The organism is Kribbella kalugense, assembly GCF_004365875.1.
Lineage (GTDB): Bacteria > Actinomycetota > Actinomycetes > Propionibacteriales > Kribbellaceae > Kribbella > Kribbella kalugense.
In genome coordinates this window covers 992528-1009347 of sequence record NZ_SODF01000002.1, presented here as the reverse complement: position 1 = coordinate 1009347, position 16820 = coordinate 992528, and the positions used below count along the sequence as shown (strand labels likewise).

Below are 16820 nucleotides of genomic sequence, written 5' to 3'. Positions count from 1 at the left end.
AGCCCGCACCTTTGACGTACTGACCGAAGTCTGTTCGCCCGCGTCATCGCCTTCGAGGCGCTGCACGACTTCATCCCGCTCTATCCGCTGTACCAGCTGCTGTTCACCGATCACGGACTGTCGGCTGCCCAGATCTCGACGCTGTTCGTCATCTGGTCGGCGACCGGGTTCGTCCTCGAGGTGCCGTCCGGCGCCTGGGCCGACACGTACTCCCGGCGCAAGCTGCTGATCCTCGGTGCCCTGCTCAGCGGCCTCGGGTACGCCGCATGGATCACGTGGCCGTCGTTCGCCGGATTCGCGCTGGGTTTCGTCTTGTGGGGTACTTCGTCCGCGCTGATCTCCGGCACGTACGAAGCGTTCGTGTACGACGAGCTTGCCGCCCGGGATCGAACTGCGCATTACCCGACCCTGCTCGGTCGGGCGCGATCCGCCGCGCTCGTGATGAACCTGGCAGCGACGGCTTTGGCGACACCGCTGCTCAACCTCGGTGGTTACGTCCTGGCTGGGGTAGTGAGTGTGCTCAGCTGTTTGGCCCAGGCCTTGGTGGCGTGGTCGTTGCCTGAGGCGCGGCCGGTGGAGGCTGCCCGGGAGTCGGACGAAACGGGTACGCGGGCGGCGTTCGGCAACTACGTTCACATGCTGAGGTCTGGCGTGACGGAGGTGCTGACGAGTCGGCTGGTGCGGCGAGCCGTTGCGCTGGTCGCGTTGCTCGGCGGCTTCCTGGCGTTCGACGAGTACTTCCCGTTGCTTGCCCGGGAGACGGGTGCGCTGACCAGCGTGATCCCTTTGCTGATCGCGGGAACCGTTGCAGCACAGGCGATCGGCGGTGCGCTCGCAGGGCCGGCGTACAAGTTGCCAGCAGCAACTTTTGCTTTGATGCTCGCGGCAACTGCCGTGTTGATCGCGACCGGGGCGCTGAGTGGGTCGGCGTGGGGGTTCTTGCCGATTGCACTCGGGTACGGGCTGATGCAGTTGGTGATCGTGGTGTCGGAGTCGCGGTTGCAGGATGCGATCACCGGTCCGGCCCGGGCGACCGTGACGTCGGTGTCGGGGTTGTTTGCCGAGGTCTTCGCGATTGCGGTGTACGGCGGGTTCGCGCTCGGGTCGATGTGGTTCACGATGTCGGTGCTGATCGCGGGGTTGACGATCCCGGTCCTGCTGACGGCTTTCGTCGTACCGTTCGCGTTGCCGGCTCCCCGTAGTTCGGCGGCGACCGAAGCGTCCGAGACCTAACCTCACATCATGAGCCGACGCGACGTTGTAACAGCATGAGGAAACAGGGTGCGCTGGCCGCAGCTGCGGTGACGGTGGTGTTGTGGGCGTCCGCCTTCGTGGCGATCCGCCATGTCGGACAGGACCTGTCGGCCGGCGCCCTGTCGCTCGGGCGACTGCTGGTCGGCAGCGTGCTGCTCGGGATCTTCGTGTTCACCCGGCCGCGGCGCTGGCCGGCGAAGGGCGACTGGAAATTCCTGCTGGCCTGCGGTCTGCTCTGGTTCGGCGTCTACAACCTCGCGCTGAACGAGGCCGAGCGCCACCTCGACGCCGGTACGACGGCGATGCTGGTGAATGTCGGTCCGCTGCTGATCGCACTCCTGGCGGGTGTCCTTCTCCACGAGGGCTTCCCGCGTCAGCTGGTGATCGGGAGTGTCGTCGCGTTCGGCGGGGTGGTCGTGATCGGACTGTCGTCGTCCAACGGCAGCGCCGAGACGTGGGGTGTCGTGCTCTGCCTGGCAGCCGCGGCGGCGTACGCGATCGGTGTCGTCTCGCAGAAGCCGCTGCTCGCGCGACTGCCCGCGCTGGAGGTGACCTGGTTGTCGTGCGTGATCGGCGCGGTTGCCTGTCTGCCGTTCGGGCCGACGCTGGTCCGTGAGACGGCACATGCGCGACCGGCGACGATCTGGTGGGTCGTGTTCCTTGGGGCCTTCCCGACTGCGATCGCCTTCACGACCTGGGCATACGCGCTGGCTCGGACGACGGCCGGTCGGATGGGTGCCACGACGTACCTGGTCCCGCCGCTCACGATCTTCCTCGGCTGGCTGCTGCTCGGCGAGAGTCCCGCGCGACTCGCGTACGTCGGTGGTCTGCTCTGTCTGATCGGGGTCGCGATCTCGCGCTACCGTCGGCGAGCCGTTGCCGCGATGCCCGCGGTCAACGTGGACAGCCCGGACTCGAATCCGCTGTCGAAGTCATAGGCGAGGCCCTCGGCGCCGAGTCCGCCGACGATCCTGGTCAGGGTCGGTGCCTTGTCGGCCGGCAGTGCGCGTACGCGGGCGAGCAGGTCGGGGGCGAGCTCGAAGGTCTCGGACCGGACGGATGCTTCGCCGAGGCTGAACCCGTGGATGAAGTCGATCAGGGTGTTCGCCGCCTCGAAGATCTGCCGCGGCTTGAGACCGGCTCGGTCGAGCGCCCGGTAGAACGGCTCCATCGTCACCACCACGACGTCTGAGACGGCGGACGTGTCGGACAGCACCTGCAGCGCCAGGTTGGGGTGCTGGCGGAGGCCGTTGCGATAGGCGCGCGCGGCTTCCTTGAGCTGCTCATCCCACGGCACGGTGTCGCCCGGATCGGGTAGTTCCAGGCCGGCGAACACCAGCTCCGCGAGCCCCGCGAGTACGGCGGCTTTGTTCGGCAGGTGGTGGTAGAGCGACATCGGGTTGACCTTCAGCGTCGCCGCGAGCCGCCGCATGGTCAGCGCGTCGATGCCCTCGTCGTCGACGATCTGCAGCGCCGCGGTCAGGATCGCCTCCCGGCTCAGCCGCTCCTCCCCGGCGCGGGGCCGCCCGGAGCGCTTGCCGACGTTAACCATACGTCGTATGGTACATAATCGTACAACGTATGGATTAGGAGGAGCCATGAAACCCTTGGCGGGAAAGGTGGCGCTGGTCGCCGGTGCGACCCGAGCAGCCGGGCGGGGGATCGCGGTCGAACTCGGCGCTGCCGGCGCGACCGTGTATGTGACCGGACGAACCACTCGGGCCCGGCAGTCAGAGATGAGCCGGCCGGAGACGATCGAGGACACCGCTGAGCTCGTCGACAAGGCCGGCGGTCACGGCATCGCCGTACCTGTGGATCATCTCGACCCCGATCAGGTGCGCGAGCTGGTCGCCCGGATCGAGAGTGAGCAGGGCGCGCTGCACATCCTGGTGAACGACATCTGGGGGCAGTACGGCGAGCCCGACTGGGACAAGACCGTGTGGGAGAGCTCGCTCGAGAGCGGTCTGCGGTTGCTGGAGCTGGGGGTGAACACGCATGCGATCACCAGTCACTTCGCGCTGCCGTTGCTGATCAAGACGCCAGGTGGGCTGGTCGTCGAGATGACGGACGGCACCAACGACTACAACGCGTCGAACTATCGCGTCTCGTTCTTCTACGACGTCGCGAAGGGTGCGGTCAGCCGGATGGCGTTCGCGCTGGCTCACGAGCTGAAGCAGTACGACGCTGCTGCCGTGCTGCTGACGCCGGGGTGGCTGCGGTCGGAGGCGATGCTCGACGGGTTCGGCGTACGCGAGGAGAACTGGCGGGACGCGACCGAGCAGATCCCGCACTTCGCGATCTCCGAGAGCCCGTCGTACGTCGGTCGCGCAGTGGCGGCGCTCGCGGCGGATCCCGACGTACGACGCTGGAACGGCAAGTCCACGTCGAGTGGCGAACTCGCGCAGCTCTACGGCTTCACCGACCTCGACGGCAGCCGGCCGGACGCGTGGCGCTACATCGTCGACATCCAGGACCCCGGCAAACCGGCCGACACCACCGGCTACCGCTAAAGCTTGTGCGGCGGGCAGGCCTGGTCGCCGTTGCCTGCCGCCTTCGTTGGTACGGCGTCCGCCGACAGAGCAGCATGTGGATGCGCGGCCGCGATCGGGACGCCCATCGCCGCCGCCGTCGCCAGCACTTCCCGCCGCGAGGTCACCGCCCGCGCCGGATCGCGCTCATACACATAGGTGAGCTCCGGCCACCGAGCCTGCGCCGGATGCACCAGCACATCACCACCCAGCACCGCCCGATCCGTCACCACCGACTGATGCCCAGGCGTATGCCCCGGCGTCGGCACCAACCGCATCCCGCGCAGCATCGTCTCCCCGTCCACAACCCGCAACTGCCCGGCCTCCTCGATCGGCCGAATCCTCTTCAGGTACGTCGATCCGCCGCGCACATGCTCCAACTCATCCCGCTGTACGACGTACTCCGCCCGCGGAAACGCCGGCCGCACCCCGTCCGACGCCCACCCCACGTGATCCAGATGTACATGCGTCAACACCACCGCATCCACATCCCCGGCCTCCACCCCAACCTGCCCCAACAACCGAGGCAACCGCCCAGCCACCCCCAACCACTCCGCCGCCTCCCCACCCGCCGGCCCAACCCCCGCATCCACCAGCACCACCCCCGAGTCACCCACCACCAAATAACTATGAAAGTGCAGCAACCACCCCTCCCCCCGAACGTTCCCCGGCATAACTTCGCTCGTCCAAGCCAGCTGCTCCGAACCCCACCCAGGCAACGCCCCCGAAACCCCCTCCGGAAACACCCCCACCGCATCACACAAAACCGTCACATCCATCAAGAACCTCCACGTCCGACGCCCAACGGCCACTCGCCGGCCCATCCGGCCGGGAATCCCAACTCGCGAAGCTCGCGCCCGCAGGCCGGGATCTCCGTACTGATCAAGTCCCGAATCTGCTCAGGCCAGTGGGACTCGTGCCCGAGGCGAGACAGCAAGAACGCGACGACGCACAACGTCGAATAGATCCGGGCATGGGATACCTCGGGCTGGGTCAGATGACGCAGATCCGGGATCGACCGCAGGTGGCTCGGAGCGAGCTGATCGGCGAGGTTCCTGTTCCACAGACGAGAGTGGTGGGCGCAGACGTTGCGGACGTAGTTGAGCACCCGCAGCCAGTTGGCCAACGCAGTGCCGTTGCCGTCACCTCGCCGGTCGAGGACGCCCAACCGGGCCGCGATCTCGTTGCGATCCGCCGATTGCAGCCCCTGGAACAAGTAGCTCATAGCGCCGAAGTCGAGGATCTCTGTGATCACCCACACCGGCAGGCGGCCGTCGTACTTGTGCTGGAAATGCAGGACGAAGTCCTCGGAGGATCTGGCCTGTGCGGTTAGCACCTTGCGCAGCCACCGGTCGTACGTGCTGGGCTGCCTGCCATCGGATCGCGTGAACCGGCCGTCCAGATTCCGGCTGTCGAGATGCGCGTACGCGCCGCGTCGTCCGAGGGTGAATCCGATCATGACCCGAACCGCGATCTCGATGCGTTCGAGCGCATCGAGCAGTTGCAGCTTCAGCCTGCGATCGGCGTCGTACAGGCGAACGACCTGGCGGAAGGTGGTGCCTTCGACGAAGTGGTCGTCGCGGCCGACGCCGTCCGACCGCCGGCGAAAGGAGTACCAGTAGCCGCTGAGGCGGTAGTACCCGATGACGCCGAGGAGGCGCTCTGCTTCGGTCTCGTCGTCGATGATCAGGCCTCTGCTTTTCAGCAGTCCGACCTGGTCGGCGAAGGCGAGGTGCGGCTTGGTGTAGGCAGTCACGGATGTCCCCCAGGAAAAGAAAACCAGCCCGTGCCCTGAGGGGCAGAGGGGCTGGCCGTGTTACCGAGAGTGTACACCCGAGGCTGCCCCGCTTACCGGGCGAATTCGCAGCTGTGGATATCAAGGGAGGAGCATCCAGGTTGCCAGGGTGGCCATGATGAGGGCGATGCCGGAGTCCAGGAATTGCCAGGCTCTTGGTCGCGAGAAGACCTTTGCGAGTCTGCCGGAGAAGAAGCCTAGGGCGAAGAACCAGGTGAAGCTGGCGGTGATGGCTCCTAGGCCGTAGAGCCAGCGGCCGTCGGTGCCGCGTTGGTTGGCGAGGGAGCCGAGGAGTACGACGGTGTCCAGGTAGACGTGCGGGTTGAGGTAGGTGAAGCCCAAGCAGGTCAGTACGACGCTGCGGAGGGCGGCCGGTCCGCGGTCGGTGGCGGTGATCGCGCCGGGTTTGAAGGCTCGCTTGGCGGCCAACGCGGCGTACGTGTAGAGGAAGGCGGCGCCGCCGAACTTGGCGATGTCGAGGGCGAGTTGGCTGCGGGTGAGCAGGGCGCCGAGGCCGAGGATGCCGCTGGAGATCAGGAGTGCGTCGGAGAGTGCGCAGGTCAGGACCACCGGCAGGACGTGTTCGCGGCGGAGGCCCTGGCGGAGGACGAAGGCGTTCTGGGCGCCGATCGCCACGATCAGGGACAGCGACGTGGCGAAACCGGCGAGGACAGGCATGGGTTCGACGGTAGGCAGTCGAGCGCATTCAAACCAGCTAAAGATTCTCACATGCCATTAGGATTGCTTCATTATGCAGTTCGACTCCGCGCAGCTCGAGACGTTCGTGGCCGTCGTCGACGAAGGCAGTTTCGACGCGGCCGCCCGGCGTTTGCAGGTCACGCCGTCGGCCATCAGTCAACGAATCAAGGCGTTGGAGAGCCGTCTCGGACAGGTCGTGGTGATGCGCGGCAGGCCGGCGCGCGCGACCGCCGCGGGTGAGGCGCTCCTGAGGTTGGCCCGGCAGGTCTCGCTGCTCGAGTTCGAGGCGATTGCCGCCGTCCGCGGCACGATCGACGCCCAGCGGATCCCGCTCGCGGTGAACGCGGACTCGCTCAACAACTGGTTCCTGCCGGCGATGCTCGACCTGTCCCGGACCCACGAGGCCCGGTTCCTGGTCCACCAGGAGGACGAGGAACATTCGGCGGAGTACCTGCGCAACGGGACCGTCCTGGCCGCGGTGACCGCCGATCCACGGCCCGTCCAGGGCTGTCGCGTCGTACCGCTCGGGAAGATGCGGTACCTGCCGCTCGCCACCCCGGAGTACGCCGAGCGCTGGCTGACCGGGAAGTCGTTGCCGGAGGCCCTTGCCGAGGCGCCGATGGTGGTGTTCAACGAGAAGGACGTCCTGCAGCACCGGCTGATCCGCAAGGTGACCCGGCGGAAGCTGGATCCGCCGTCGCACGCGATCCCGGCGTCCGCGCCGTTCCACGAGGCGGTCCGGATCGGTCTCGGCTGGGGGATGATCGAGGACCAGGTGGCCGGACCCGAGCTGGCCGCGGGGCGGTTGGTAGAAGTTGCCCCAGGCAAGTACATCGACGTGCCCTTGTACTGGCAGCACTGGAAGCTCGAGTCCGGCATACTGGACGCGCTCACGGACGCGGTACGGCGGGCCGCGGAAGCTGGTCTTCGTACGTCCTGAGCTCGATCGCGTTGCCGGCCTTCAACGGCGCCTGCTCGATCACCTTCCGCCACGGCAGGTACGGCATCATCCGCAAGGTCAGGTTGCGCAGCTTCATGAACCCTTTGCTGCCCGGGATGAACCACATCGCCCCCTCGAGCGCCAGCTTCTGGCAGGCAGCGACGAAGTCCTTCATGCGTACGTCGTACTCCGCGAAAGCCCGCACGTGGTCACCGCCGGCGGCGTGCAACTCACCGGCCAGGACATAGGCGCCGACGATCGCGAGACTCGTGCCCATCCCGGACAGCGACGAGGCGCAGTACCCGGCGTCGCCGACCAGCGCCACCCGTCCACGGGAGTAGCTGTCGAGCTTGATCTGGGTGATCGAGTCGAAGTAGAAGTCCGGCGCCTGCCGCATTCCGGCCAGCAGCGTCGGCACCTCCCAGCCGATCCCGGCGAACTGCTCGTCGATGATCGCCTTCTGGGACTCCGGGTCGCGCCGGTCGTAGTCCAGCTTGTCCTTGGCGGTGAAGTAGAACAGCGCCTTCGCCTCGGCGTTGTGGCGTGCGCTGTAGGTGCCGACGGTCTTGCCCGGCACGTTCAGGATCTGCCCGGTGTGGTCCAGGCCCAGGTGGTTGGCGACCGTGCTCACCGAGACGTAGTAGCCGAGGTCGTGTGCGTACGACGATTCCGGCCCGAAGGCGAGCCGGCGCACGTTCGAGTGCTGCCCGTCCGCACCGATGACCAGGTCGAACCGTCGGGTCAGACCACTCTCGAAGACCACGTCGACGCCCGAACCGTCGTCGGTCAGGGATGCGATCGAGTCGCCGAACAGATACTCGGTGGTGTCGGCGGTCCGCGAGTACAGGATCTCGACCAGGTCGCCGCGGAGGATCTCCAGTTCGCCGCTGAGTGCACTCGGCGGGGTGCTGGCGACGCGCTTGCCCTGCTCGTTCACGTAGGTGATGTCGCCCATGTTCGTGGCCTTGGCCCGGACCGCGTCCAGGATGCCCATCCGCTCGAGCACCGTCATCGACGCGCCGCGGAAGTCGACCGCGTAGCCGCCGGGCCGCGGCGCCGGAGCGCGCTCGACCACGGTCGGGCTGTACCCGTACCGCTGCAGCCAGTACGCCAGGGCCGGACCCGCCACGCTCGCGCCGGAAATCAGAACCGTAGTCATCGGAACCCCTCCAAGAAGTTTGTTGGTGTGCCCTGACTGTACGACGGTCTTAGACAAATGTGCAAGACATTCGTATGAGACGAATGTGTTAGAGTTCTGGACATGGGAAACCGGGAGGCGCTGATCGACGGCGCGAAGGCCTGCTTGCTCGAGAAGGGCTACAGCCGGACGACGGCGCGCGACATCGCGACCGCGGCCGGGGTCAGCCTGGCCGCGATCGGCTACCACTTCGGTTCCAAGGAGGCGCTGCTCACCGAGGCGATGCGCACGCTGCTGATCGACGAGTGGGCGACCGAGGTCGCCCGCGATGACGGTACGGCGACCGACCGGGCTGCTGTGCGCGGTCCGCATGACCAGTTCGTCGCGACCTGGCGTCAGATCATCGACAGTCTGTCGAATCCGCGCCTGCGTGCGTTGTGGGCGGTGCAGTTCGAGGTTCTCAGCCTCTGCGCGACCATGCCCGAGCTGGTGTCCGACCTGTCGAAGCTGCAGGGCGAGGCGCGCGAAGGCCTCGCGCAAATGTTCGGCGGCGTCGGCCCGGACGCGGATCCCGAGGAGCTTCAGGCCGTCGGGTCATTGATGCAGGCGCTTCTGCTCGGCGTGGTCGCGCAGGCGATGTTCGACCCCGAGTCCGCGCCGACCGGTGAGCAGTTGGCTCAATCGCTCCGCTCGGTGGCGGACCGGATCAGTCCCAGCGCATAGCCATCGGGTTGTCCGCCGGGATCAGCCCGGCCGACATCAGCTCAGCGCTGAACGGGCGTACGACGTCGTGCAGCTCGCGACTCAGGTCGTCGCCGAGCGCACGCCAACCCTGATCGGCGAGCGCATCCGTGGTGTCCTCCACCTGTTGCCGCTGTGCGCGGCCGGTGTCGGTGAGCGCGCCGTCGGCGTCGAGTAGTCCGCGACTCCGCAGATCGTCCGAGGCGGCCGCCCACTCTTCGTCGCTCCACCGGCGATTGAGCTGGAAGACCTCCTTCGACGGCCCGCCCGCGGCGGAGATCGTGACCAGCGCTTGGCATGGACTGAGTCCGGCGGCGACGAGCGCCGCGACATGTCCGTCGCCGCGCGATTCACGCAGGATCGTGGTCGCCTGCCAGAGCACGAGATGCGGCTCGGTCGGCCACTCCAACGCGGCGTTGGCCGCCGCAATCGGCCGCCCGGCAACCGGTGCCAACTCCGCCGCGTGCCGCCCGATCTCGGCGGCGCGTTCAAACACGGTGTCGGCGAACAACCGGCGTACGGCGTGGTCGACGGCGGTCAGGCGGGCGTCGAGGAGTTGGGCCGGGGCGGCGTAGGTCCAGGCGTCCGGCAGTGAGCGGGCGACCACCGCCGGGTGGAAGTTGTAGAACACCGCGGCGACGATCTCCGGACCGACCGGGCCAAGAGGCGCCGCGCGGCAGCCGAAGTAGCTCATCCAGCCGCCCTTCAGGCCGAGCGCATCCGTCGCCTTCCGGGTCTCAGGAGAGAAGTAGGTGATCGCGTGGAACGGCTCGAGGACCTTCCACATCTCGCGCGCGCGATTCATGGCAGCGGGCGGTACATCACGTGGAGGCCGACGTACCCGAGTTTGGGGTGGTTGAAGGTCTCCGGGACGGTGCCGGCGATGCGGAAGCCGAGGTCCTGCCAGAGGTGTACGGCGGGTTCGTTGGTCTCGACGACTGCGTTGAACTGGATGGACCGGAAGCCGGATCGGCCGGCCCACGCGATCATGTCCTCGCAGAGCAGCCGGCCGACACCCTTGCCGCGGGCCTTGCCGTCGACCATGAAGCTGGCGCTGGCGACGTGGGCGCCGGGACCGGGACGGTTCGGGTACATGTTCGCGCTGCCGAGAACGGTGCCGTCGGCATCGACCGCGACCGTGGTCCGGGCCAGCGGCGAGCTGGACGGCGACATCCACAGTCCGCGGGCCTGCTCCTCGGTCAACTCCGGGTCGTAGGTGTAGGTCTCGCGCGCGGTGACGATCTCGTGGAAGAACGGCCAGATCGCCGCCCAGTCGCCGTCAGTCGCGTCTCTGATCTCGACAGTCATGATGGGAGAAGCATCACCTGAGGTTGCCGGGATGCCAAGGGGATTCCCGATAGGCTGTGTGAGGATGACAAACTCCGTGATCCAAGGGCTGCCGCGCTGGACGTTGGCCGTGCCGCCGCTCGCCTTCGTCGTGCTGCTCGTGACCTGGGGTCGTGACCTCAACACGGTCCTGCTGATCCTGGTTTGCCTCGGTCTCGGCGCCGCCGTGATCGCCGCCGTCCACCACGCCGAGGTCGTCGCGCACCGCGTCGGTGAGCCATTCGGCACGCTGATTCTCGCGCTCGCGGTGACGATCATCGAGGTCGCGCTGATCGTCACGCTGATGGCGTCCGGCGGGGAGAAGGCCGCGTCGCTGGCCCGGGACACTGTGTTCGCCGCAGTGATGATCACCTGCAACGGGATCCTCGGATTGGCCCTGGTCGTCGGCTCGTTGCGGCACCGGGTACAGGAGTTCCGCGTGCAGGCGTCGTACTCCGCGCTGACCGTGATGACCGCGCTGGTCACGCTGAGTCTGGTGCTGCCGACGTTCACGACGAGTGCGTCGGGGCCGCGGTTCAGCTCGGCGCAGCTCGCGTTCGCCGGCGTGACGTCGCTGGTGATGTACGGCGTTTTCGTGTTCATCCAGACGATCCGGCACCGGGATTACTTCCTGCCGGTTCGGTCCGATGGCGATGTCGACGAGGACGAGGACCATCACGCGGCGGCGCCGAGTGGGAAGACCGCGCTGCTCAGCCTGGGGTTGCTGTTCGTCTGTCTGGTCGCGGTCGTTGGTCTGGCCAAGACCGTGTCGCCGAAGCTCGAGTCCGCAGTGGAGTCGGCCGGCGCGCCGCTGGCCGTGGTCGGTGTTGTCATCGCGCTACTGGTGCTGCTGCCGGAGACGGTTGCCGCCGTACGCGCGGCACTGCGGAACCGTCTCCAGACCAGCGTCAACCTGGCGCTCGGCTCAGCGCTCGCCAGTATCGGACTGACCATCCCTGCGATCGCGATCGCGTCCATCTGGCTCGACGGACCGCTCATCCTCGGGCTCGACGGCAAGGAGATGGTGCTGTTCGCGCTGACCGTCGTGACCAGCGTCGTCACCCTCGCCACCGGTCGCGCGACCCTGCTCCAGGGGGCCGTTCATCTCGCGGTCTTCAGCGCGTTCCTGTTCCTTGCTGTAAGCCCTTGAGGTAGTCGGCCACCGCTTCCTGGTGGTTGTGCTCCGCCCAACCGAGCGCGTTCCCGTTGTAGTTGGGATCGCGCAGCTCCGGGTCGGCGCCGAGCTCGATGAGCTTCTTGACCGTCTCCAGATGACCGTTGAGTGCGGCCCGGTGGATCGGCGCCGCTCCGCCCGAGATCCGCGTCAGGTCGAACCCGAGCCGCTGCAAGGGTTCCATCGCCTCGGTGCGGCCGATCTCGGCGGCTCGAACAGGCAGGTGACGTTGGCGAGCGACCGCTCGGGCGGCGAGATCGGCGTCGATGTCGGGCGTCTCACCGCGCATCGCCGCGGCGTACACCTCGTGGATCTCGTCCAACGGCGCCGCACCCCGGGCACGCAACATCTCCGCGATCTCGGTGTGCCCTTGGACCGCCGCCAGTTCGTACGGGCGATTGCCGCCGAAACCAGGGTGCCTGGTGCCGACGCCTTCGGGATCGGTGCCTTGGGCAAGCACTAGTTCGGCTCGATGCAGCAGACCGGCCATCGACGCGAACACCAGCTCGTCCTCCAGCAACTGTTGCGGCGTCGGATGTGCGGTGGTCATCCGTTCGTGCCACGGGCCGCCGTCGCCGCGGCCGAGTCCGTACTCGAGCAGGAGCTCCAGGTGTACGTCGTCGTACGGCGGGGGACAGCCGGGTCCGCAGTTGTACATGGTCTGGCTGTCGTTCGGGTCTGCGCCGGCGTCGAGCAGCAGCCTGGCGAGCTCGACCCGCTGGCGGTGTGGAGGTTGGTCGCCCTCGCCGCGACCGAAGACGCCGGTGATCGCGGTGAACGGTGACGGCATGCCCTGCCAGAGGTAGCCGGCGTTCGGCTCCGCGCCGTTCTCGAGGAGGAGACGTGCGATCTCGACCTGGTTGGGTGCGTCGAGGCGGCTGTAGGTGAGGTAGAGCAACGGTTCCCAGCGGTACGGTCCGCCTTCTGTCGTTGCCTCGGACAACTCCGCCCGTACGGCGTCCAGGTCGCCGGCGACCACCTTGGTGTAGATGTTGCTCTGGGCAATGTCCGGGAAGCGGTCCAGGAGCTCGCGCGCGGATCGTTGGCGGGCCGGATCGTCTTGCCCGTAGTGCAAAGTCGCCAGGCGGAGGAACTCGTCGGCGCGCTGTTCGGGAGTGTCGAGCGGACCACCGACCGACTGCCGATGAGGCGAGCGACTGTAGTGGTCGACCAGTTCCAAGTGCCGGACGATCCGTGACCAGCTGGCGAATCCGTAGCTACGGGCAACCACCAGCTGCGCGTCCGCCAGCGTCTCGACGGGATGGAACTCGTCCGCGAGCGCGATCGCCTCGCGGTCCCCGGCTCGGACGCCCTTGAGCAGCGTCTTGGCCTGCTTGCGGAGGTGCTCCAGGTGCGGGTCGTCCGGAAGATTTCGGGTCGGCATGCCGACCTCCTCTCTACGAGCCTGCTGTCCGCATCGTCAGGCGAGAAAGGAGGTGAACAAGTGCCACAACCGTGTTCGTCCAGGTGGGCTAAGCCCTTCCCGCGGACCGGTGGCACCCTGAAGCACCTACCAGCGAGAGTAGCTCACAGCGGCTTTTCCATCCACCACTCGGTGAACTCGTGGGCCCGATCCCGGTCCAGCCGGATCACCCACAGGTTACTGAACTCGCCCGGCGGATTCGTCAGGTACGTCGTCCAGCCGCGGACGAACCCGACGCCGTCGCCGAACCCGAGCACCTGGTACTCGAACGCTGTCTCGCCCGGCCCGTCCGCGATCTCGAGCCAGGCCGAAACGATCGCGTCCCGGCCGAGAACGGGCTGCTCGTCCGGACGCCGGTACCAGGCGGCGTCCTCGGTCCACAGTGCGGCGATGTGCGCGGGATCGTTGCTCTCCCACGCCTTCCGGTAGCGCTCGACCCAGCGGTCGAGGTCCTTCTCCTTCACGAGATCCGGCGGTGGTTGAGCACCACCGCGGCCGGGGTCGCGAGGACCTCCGGGTGTTCGCGCGGGTCGGCGTCGTACGTCACGAGGTTGCCGGAGCCGGTCAGGCCGAGGAAGTCCTGGGCGCCGGTCGAGGCCGCGGTCAGGGCCTGTTCGACGGAGAGTCCGTGCTTGACGAGCAGGTCGATCTCGCCGGCGACGGAGCCGACCACGTCGGATCCGGTCAGTACGCGGACGCCGTACCGGTCGGTGAGCGGGAGGAGGGACGCGACGTGTTCGGACCGAGCCTTGCGGCGAGCCGCACCCTCGGGAGTCTCGTTCGGGCTTGGGGTGAGACCGGCGCTGAGGGTCGGAGTCCACGCTCCGCCGCGGGCGCCGAGGGTCTCCAGGTCCTGCTCGGTGAGCGACGTACCGTGCTCGACCGAGTCGATCCCGAGCCGGATCAGGTCGGTGACACGGTCACTCGTGACGTGCGCGGCGACTCGCGCGCCGCGATCGTGTGCGACGTCGATCATCGCCTCGATCACGTCCAGGTCGTACGTCGGGCCGACCTGGCTGCCGCGGACCGGGCCGTCCGCGTCGACCTCGGGAAAGTCGCCGACCAACTTCAGCCAGCTCGCGCCTTCGGCGATCTCGGTCTCGACGGCAGCGAGCAGGTCCTCGGGAGCGACCGGCTCGTACATCTGCGGGAAGTAGCGGCCGCGCGGTGCCAGGAACCGGCCGGCCGCGAGCACGAACGGGCGGCTGTCGTCCTCGGTCCGGGCGAGCTTCAGGGTGACGTCGCGGTTGCCGCCGACGTCGCGGACCGCGCTGACGCCGGACTCGGCGAGCTCGCGGAGGCGCTGGTGCGCGAAGTCGTCGCCTCGCATGGCCGGGCCGTCGTCGGTGTACGCCATCGTCAGGTGACAGTGCGAGTCGACCAGACCGGGTACGCCGTACCTGCCAGGTAGAGCTTCACCGATGTCGCCCGGCCCGAACGTGACGCGGGCGGAGTCGCCGGACGGGAGCACTGTTCCTTCGAAGACCCAAGTCGGCACAGTCGTCATGGTCTTCATCCTGCCTCAGGGGAGATCCACCTCACGTCGGGCTCGACTTGAACATGTTCAAATGAGCGGCGTACTGTCTGGATCGACAGGAGTTGAACGTGTTCAAGAGTGGGGACAAGGATGAACATGACGGTGACGACGTACCTGGTCTACCTGGCGATCGCGGTGCCGCTGACGATCTGGGTGGCGCGGACGCTGAGCCGGAACGGGCGGATCTTCCTGGTCGACGTGTTCCACGGCAACGAGGACTTCGCCGACGCGGTGAACCGGCTGCTGGTGGTCGGGTTCTACCTGATCAACCTCGGGTTCGTGACGCTGTTCCTGCGCGGCGGGGACGCGGTCGTGGACGCGCGTGAGCTGTTCGAGCAACTCAGCGTGAAGCTGGGAACGGTGATGCTGGTGCTCGGCGGGCTGCACCTGGGGAACGTGTGGGTCTTCAACGCGATGCGCCGCCGCAGCCGGCTCGAGCAGCAGACCACCCCGCCGGTCCCGCCGAACGCGGTGGTCGCGCCGGGGGGCTTGGGTGGTGGGCAGCCGCCGGTCTGGCCGGTCGAGCATGCGTGAGTTGACCGTTCTGTACGACGCCCAGTGCGAACTGTGCCGCCGGTTCAAGCAGTGGCTGGCGGCGCAGCACCCGGGGCCGAACGGGGAGGGCGGGTTGGTGCGTCTGCGGTTCGTCGCGGCGGGGTCGACGAACGCGCGGACGCTCTACCCCGGCCTGGATCACTCGGCGACGTTGCGCGAGGTGACAGTGGTCGCCGACGACGGGTCCGTGTACATCGGCGATCGCGCGTGGATTGTGTGCCTGTGGGCCACGGGGGAGCACAGGCACACCGCCGTACGGCTGGCGAGTCCAGCGATGCGGCCGGTCGCGCGAGCAATGGTGCAGGCAGCCGCAGGACTGCGGCGGTTGAGTGGAGGTGACTACGCTGACGGATGTGACGGACGGTGCGACCACGAAGGGTGAGCAGACCCGCGAGCTGATCCTGTCGACCGCGCTGCGGCTGTTCCGGGAGCAGGGGTACGGCAAGACGACCATGCGCGCGATCGCGACCGAGGCCGGCGTTTCGGTCGGGAACGCGTACTACTACTACGGCTCCAAGGACCACCTGATGCAGGCGTACTACGACCTGCTCCAGGACCAGCATCGTGTCGCGGTCGAGCCGATTCTTGCTTCGGAGAAGCGGTTCGTGCCACGGCTGGCCGGGGTACTGCGGATTTGGCTCGAAGTGGCCGCGCCGTACCACGAGTTCGCCGGCACGTTCTTCAAGACGGCAGCGGATCCGAAGAGCCCGCTGTCACCCTTCAGCGACGAGTCCCGCCCGGCCCGGGACGCGAGTGTGGAGATCTTCCGCCAAGTGGTCGAGGGGTCCGACCTGAAGCTTCCCGCCGACCTGCGGACGGAGTTGCCTGAGCTCCTTTGGCTCGTGCAGATGGGCGTTGTTTTGTTCTGGGTCCACGACCAAAGCGACGACGTCCGCCGCACAAAGGCTTTGATCGATCGCGTAGTACCGCTCGTCGACCGCCTCCTCCGCCTCACCCGCATCCCAGGCGTACGAGGCGTAGTGAACGATCTAGTCGGCCTGATCCGCTCAATCAAGTAGTTCCTCCGCCGCATGCTCCGCAGCCGCCCCTCGCCGCTCCGCCCCTCGGCCCGCCCGCCACGCGCGCACCCGCTCGCCCTCGGGGGCTAGCGCCCGCGCATACCTTCCGGCTGACGCCGGGCCTTGTCGGCTAGCGCCGACGACTTGCGGGCTGCCGCCCGCCTTCTGCTCGCTCCGCTCGCGAGTGACTGCGGGCCGGCGTCTGCTCACGGTCGATCGTGGTCGGGAGGAGCTGTGGTCGGTGCCCGCGCGCGTGCGCGAACTGGGCCTGCGCGCTACGGCTGGGCGGACCGCCATGCATGCAGAACCCTGGGTCGCGACGGGTGCGCACGCTCAGGTCGGCGCGCCCGCGCGACTTCTGCATGCGTGGCGGTCCGCAAATCCGGGTCGACTCCCGACCACAGGTCCTCCCCACCACAGCTCGCTTCGCATCACACCCGGCCGCACGTCTTCGCACACCAGCGCGAACTGGGCGTGCGTGCTGCGGCGAGGCGGACCGCCATGCATGCAGAACCCCACATCACGGCGAGTGCGCACGCTCAGGTCCGCGCCCCCGCGCGACTTCTGCATGCGTGGCGGTCCGCAAATCACGGTCGACTCCCGACCACAGCTCCTCCCACCACGCCAGCTCGGTGAGCAGACGCCCGCCTCGCAGTCACTCACGAGCCGAGCGAGCAACCGCGGGCGCCAG

At 67.7% G+C, this 16820-nt stretch carries 19 protein-coding genes; 9 read left to right on the top strand and 10 right to left on the bottom strand.

Annotated elements, in window-relative coordinates; all coding sequences use genetic code 11:
* Positions 1 to 30 precede the first annotated feature (30 nt).
* Both EV650_RS22530 and EV650_RS22525 read left to right on the top strand, forming a co-directional pair.
* Positions 31 to 1233, top strand: coding sequence for an MFS transporter (locus tag EV650_RS22530; RefSeq protein ID WP_134121014.1), 1203 nt, complete (start codon positions 31 to 33; stop codon positions 1231 to 1233).
* A 35-nt stretch (positions 1234 to 1268) separates the two neighbouring features.
* Positions 1269 to 2192: a DMT family transporter gene (locus EV650_RS22525; RefSeq protein ID WP_134121013.1), complete on the top strand. Its 924-nt coding sequence runs from the start codon at positions 1269 to 1271 to the stop codon at positions 2190 to 2192.
* On the opposite strand, the gene EV650_RS22520 is transcribed toward EV650_RS22525, so the two are convergent.
* Positions 2114 to 2806: a TetR/AcrR family transcriptional regulator gene (locus EV650_RS22520; RefSeq protein ID WP_134121012.1), complete on the bottom strand. Its 693-nt coding sequence runs from the start codon at positions 2804 to 2806 to the stop codon at positions 2114 to 2116. The two genes, EV650_RS22525 and EV650_RS22520, sit on opposite strands and share 79 nt — an antisense overlap.
* A 46-nt stretch (positions 2807 to 2852) precedes the next feature.
* Between EV650_RS22520 and EV650_RS22515 the strand changes: the two genes are divergently transcribed.
* Complete coding sequence (locus EV650_RS22515) at positions 2853 to 3764, top strand: SDR family oxidoreductase (RefSeq protein WP_134121011.1); 912 nt, start codon at positions 2853 to 2855, stop codon at positions 3762 to 3764.
* Here EV650_RS22515 and EV650_RS22510 read toward each other — a convergent pair.
* The 3 genes from EV650_RS22510 to EV650_RS22500 all read right to left on the bottom strand — a co-directional run bounded on the left by EV650_RS22510 (position 3761) and on the right by EV650_RS22500 (position 6255).
* Positions 3761 to 4402 carry an MBL fold metallo-hydrolase gene (locus EV650_RS22510; protein ID WP_238174382.1) on the bottom strand — a complete coding sequence of 214 codons (642 nt, stop codon included), beginning with the start codon at positions 4400 to 4402 and terminating at the stop codon, positions 3761 to 3763. The genes EV650_RS22515 and EV650_RS22510 overlap by 4 nt on opposite strands.
* A gap of 158 nt (positions 4403 to 4560) precedes the next feature.
* Positions 4561 to 5538: an Abi family protein gene (locus EV650_RS22505; protein WP_166678237.1), complete on the bottom strand. Its 978-nt coding sequence runs from the start codon at positions 5536 to 5538 to the stop codon at positions 4561 to 4563.
* Positions 5539 to 5658: 120 nt separating this feature from the next.
* Positions 5659 to 6255 (bottom strand): LysE/ArgO family amino acid transporter, encoded by a 597-nt coding sequence (locus EV650_RS22500; protein ID WP_134121008.1) that lies wholly within the window; start codon positions 6253 to 6255, stop codon positions 5659 to 5661.
* 73 nt (positions 6256 to 6328) lie between these two features.
* Here EV650_RS22500 and EV650_RS22495 point away from each other — a divergent pair, with 73 nt between their 5' ends.
* A complete protein-coding gene (locus EV650_RS22495) occupies positions 6329 to 7216 on the top strand; it encodes a LysR family transcriptional regulator ArgP (protein WP_134121007.1) in 888 nt (295 codons plus the stop codon).
* On the opposite strand, the gene EV650_RS22490 is transcribed toward EV650_RS22495, so the two are convergent.
* A complete protein-coding gene (locus EV650_RS22490; protein ID WP_134121006.1) occupies positions 7167 to 8375 on the bottom strand; it encodes an FAD-dependent monooxygenase in 1209 nt (402 codons plus the stop codon). The two genes, EV650_RS22495 and EV650_RS22490, sit on opposite strands and share 50 nt — an antisense overlap.
* A gap of 102 nt (positions 8376 to 8477) precedes the next feature.
* Between EV650_RS22490 and EV650_RS22485 the strand changes: the two genes are divergently transcribed.
* A complete protein-coding gene (locus tag EV650_RS22485; protein WP_134121005.1) occupies positions 8478 to 9077 on the top strand; it encodes a TetR/AcrR family transcriptional regulator in 600 nt (199 codons plus the stop codon).
* On the opposite strand, the gene EV650_RS22480 is transcribed toward EV650_RS22485, so the two are convergent.
* Entirely contained in the window at positions 9061 to 9900 is an 840-nt protein-coding gene (locus tag EV650_RS22480; RefSeq protein WP_134121004.1) for an SCO6745 family protein, read from the bottom strand. The genes EV650_RS22485 and EV650_RS22480 overlap by 17 nt on opposite strands.
* Positions 9897 to 10403 (bottom strand): GNAT family N-acetyltransferase, encoded by a 507-nt coding sequence (locus tag EV650_RS22475; RefSeq protein ID WP_134121003.1) that lies wholly within the window; start codon positions 10401 to 10403, stop codon positions 9897 to 9899. Before EV650_RS22475 ends, EV650_RS22480 begins: the two co-directional genes overlap by 4 nt.
* Before the next feature lie 64 nt (positions 10404 to 10467).
* Here EV650_RS22475 and EV650_RS22470 point away from each other — a divergent pair, with 64 nt between their 5' ends.
* Positions 10468 to 11571, top strand: a complete 1104-nt coding sequence (locus EV650_RS22470; protein WP_134121002.1) for a calcium:cation antiporter — start codon at positions 10468 to 10470, stop codon at positions 11569 to 11571.
* Here EV650_RS22470 and EV650_RS22465 read toward each other — a convergent pair.
* The 3 genes from EV650_RS22465 to EV650_RS22455 form a co-directional block, all read right to left on the bottom strand.
* Positions 11537 to 12979 carry an ankyrin repeat domain-containing protein gene (locus EV650_RS22465; protein ID WP_134121001.1) on the bottom strand — a complete coding sequence of 481 codons (1443 nt, stop codon included), beginning with the start codon at positions 12977 to 12979 and terminating at the stop codon, positions 11537 to 11539. The genes EV650_RS22470 and EV650_RS22465 overlap by 35 nt on opposite strands.
* A gap of 143 nt (positions 12980 to 13122) precedes the next feature.
* A complete protein-coding gene (locus tag EV650_RS22460) occupies positions 13123 to 13482 on the bottom strand; it encodes a YybH family protein (protein ID WP_134121000.1) in 360 nt (119 codons plus the stop codon).
* Positions 13479 to 14525: an amidohydrolase family protein gene (locus EV650_RS22455; protein ID WP_238174381.1), complete on the bottom strand. Its 1047-nt coding sequence runs from the start codon at positions 14523 to 14525 to the stop codon at positions 13479 to 13481. The genes EV650_RS22460 and EV650_RS22455 overlap by 4 nt, the downstream gene beginning before the upstream one ends.
* Before the next feature lie 126 nt (positions 14526 to 14651).
* Between EV650_RS22455 and EV650_RS22450 the strand changes: the two genes are divergently transcribed.
* Genes EV650_RS22450 through EV650_RS22440 form a run of 3 tightly spaced genes read left to right on the top strand, consistent with a single transcriptional unit; the run spans position 14652 to position 16129 of the window.
* Positions 14652 to 15089 (top strand): hypothetical protein, encoded by a 438-nt coding sequence (locus tag EV650_RS22450; protein WP_202874819.1) that lies wholly within the window; start codon positions 14652 to 14654, stop codon positions 15087 to 15089.
* On the top strand, positions 15082 to 15492 hold the full coding sequence (locus EV650_RS22445) for a thiol-disulfide oxidoreductase DCC family protein (protein ID WP_134120998.1): 411 nt from the start codon (positions 15082 to 15084) through the stop codon (positions 15490 to 15492). The genes EV650_RS22450 and EV650_RS22445 overlap by 8 nt, the downstream gene beginning before the upstream one ends.
* A complete protein-coding gene (locus EV650_RS22440; RefSeq protein ID WP_134120997.1) occupies positions 15464 to 16129 on the top strand; it encodes a TetR/AcrR family transcriptional regulator in 666 nt (221 codons plus the stop codon). The genes EV650_RS22445 and EV650_RS22440 overlap by 29 nt, the downstream gene beginning before the upstream one ends.
* Positions 16130 to 16820 lie beyond the last annotated feature (691 nt).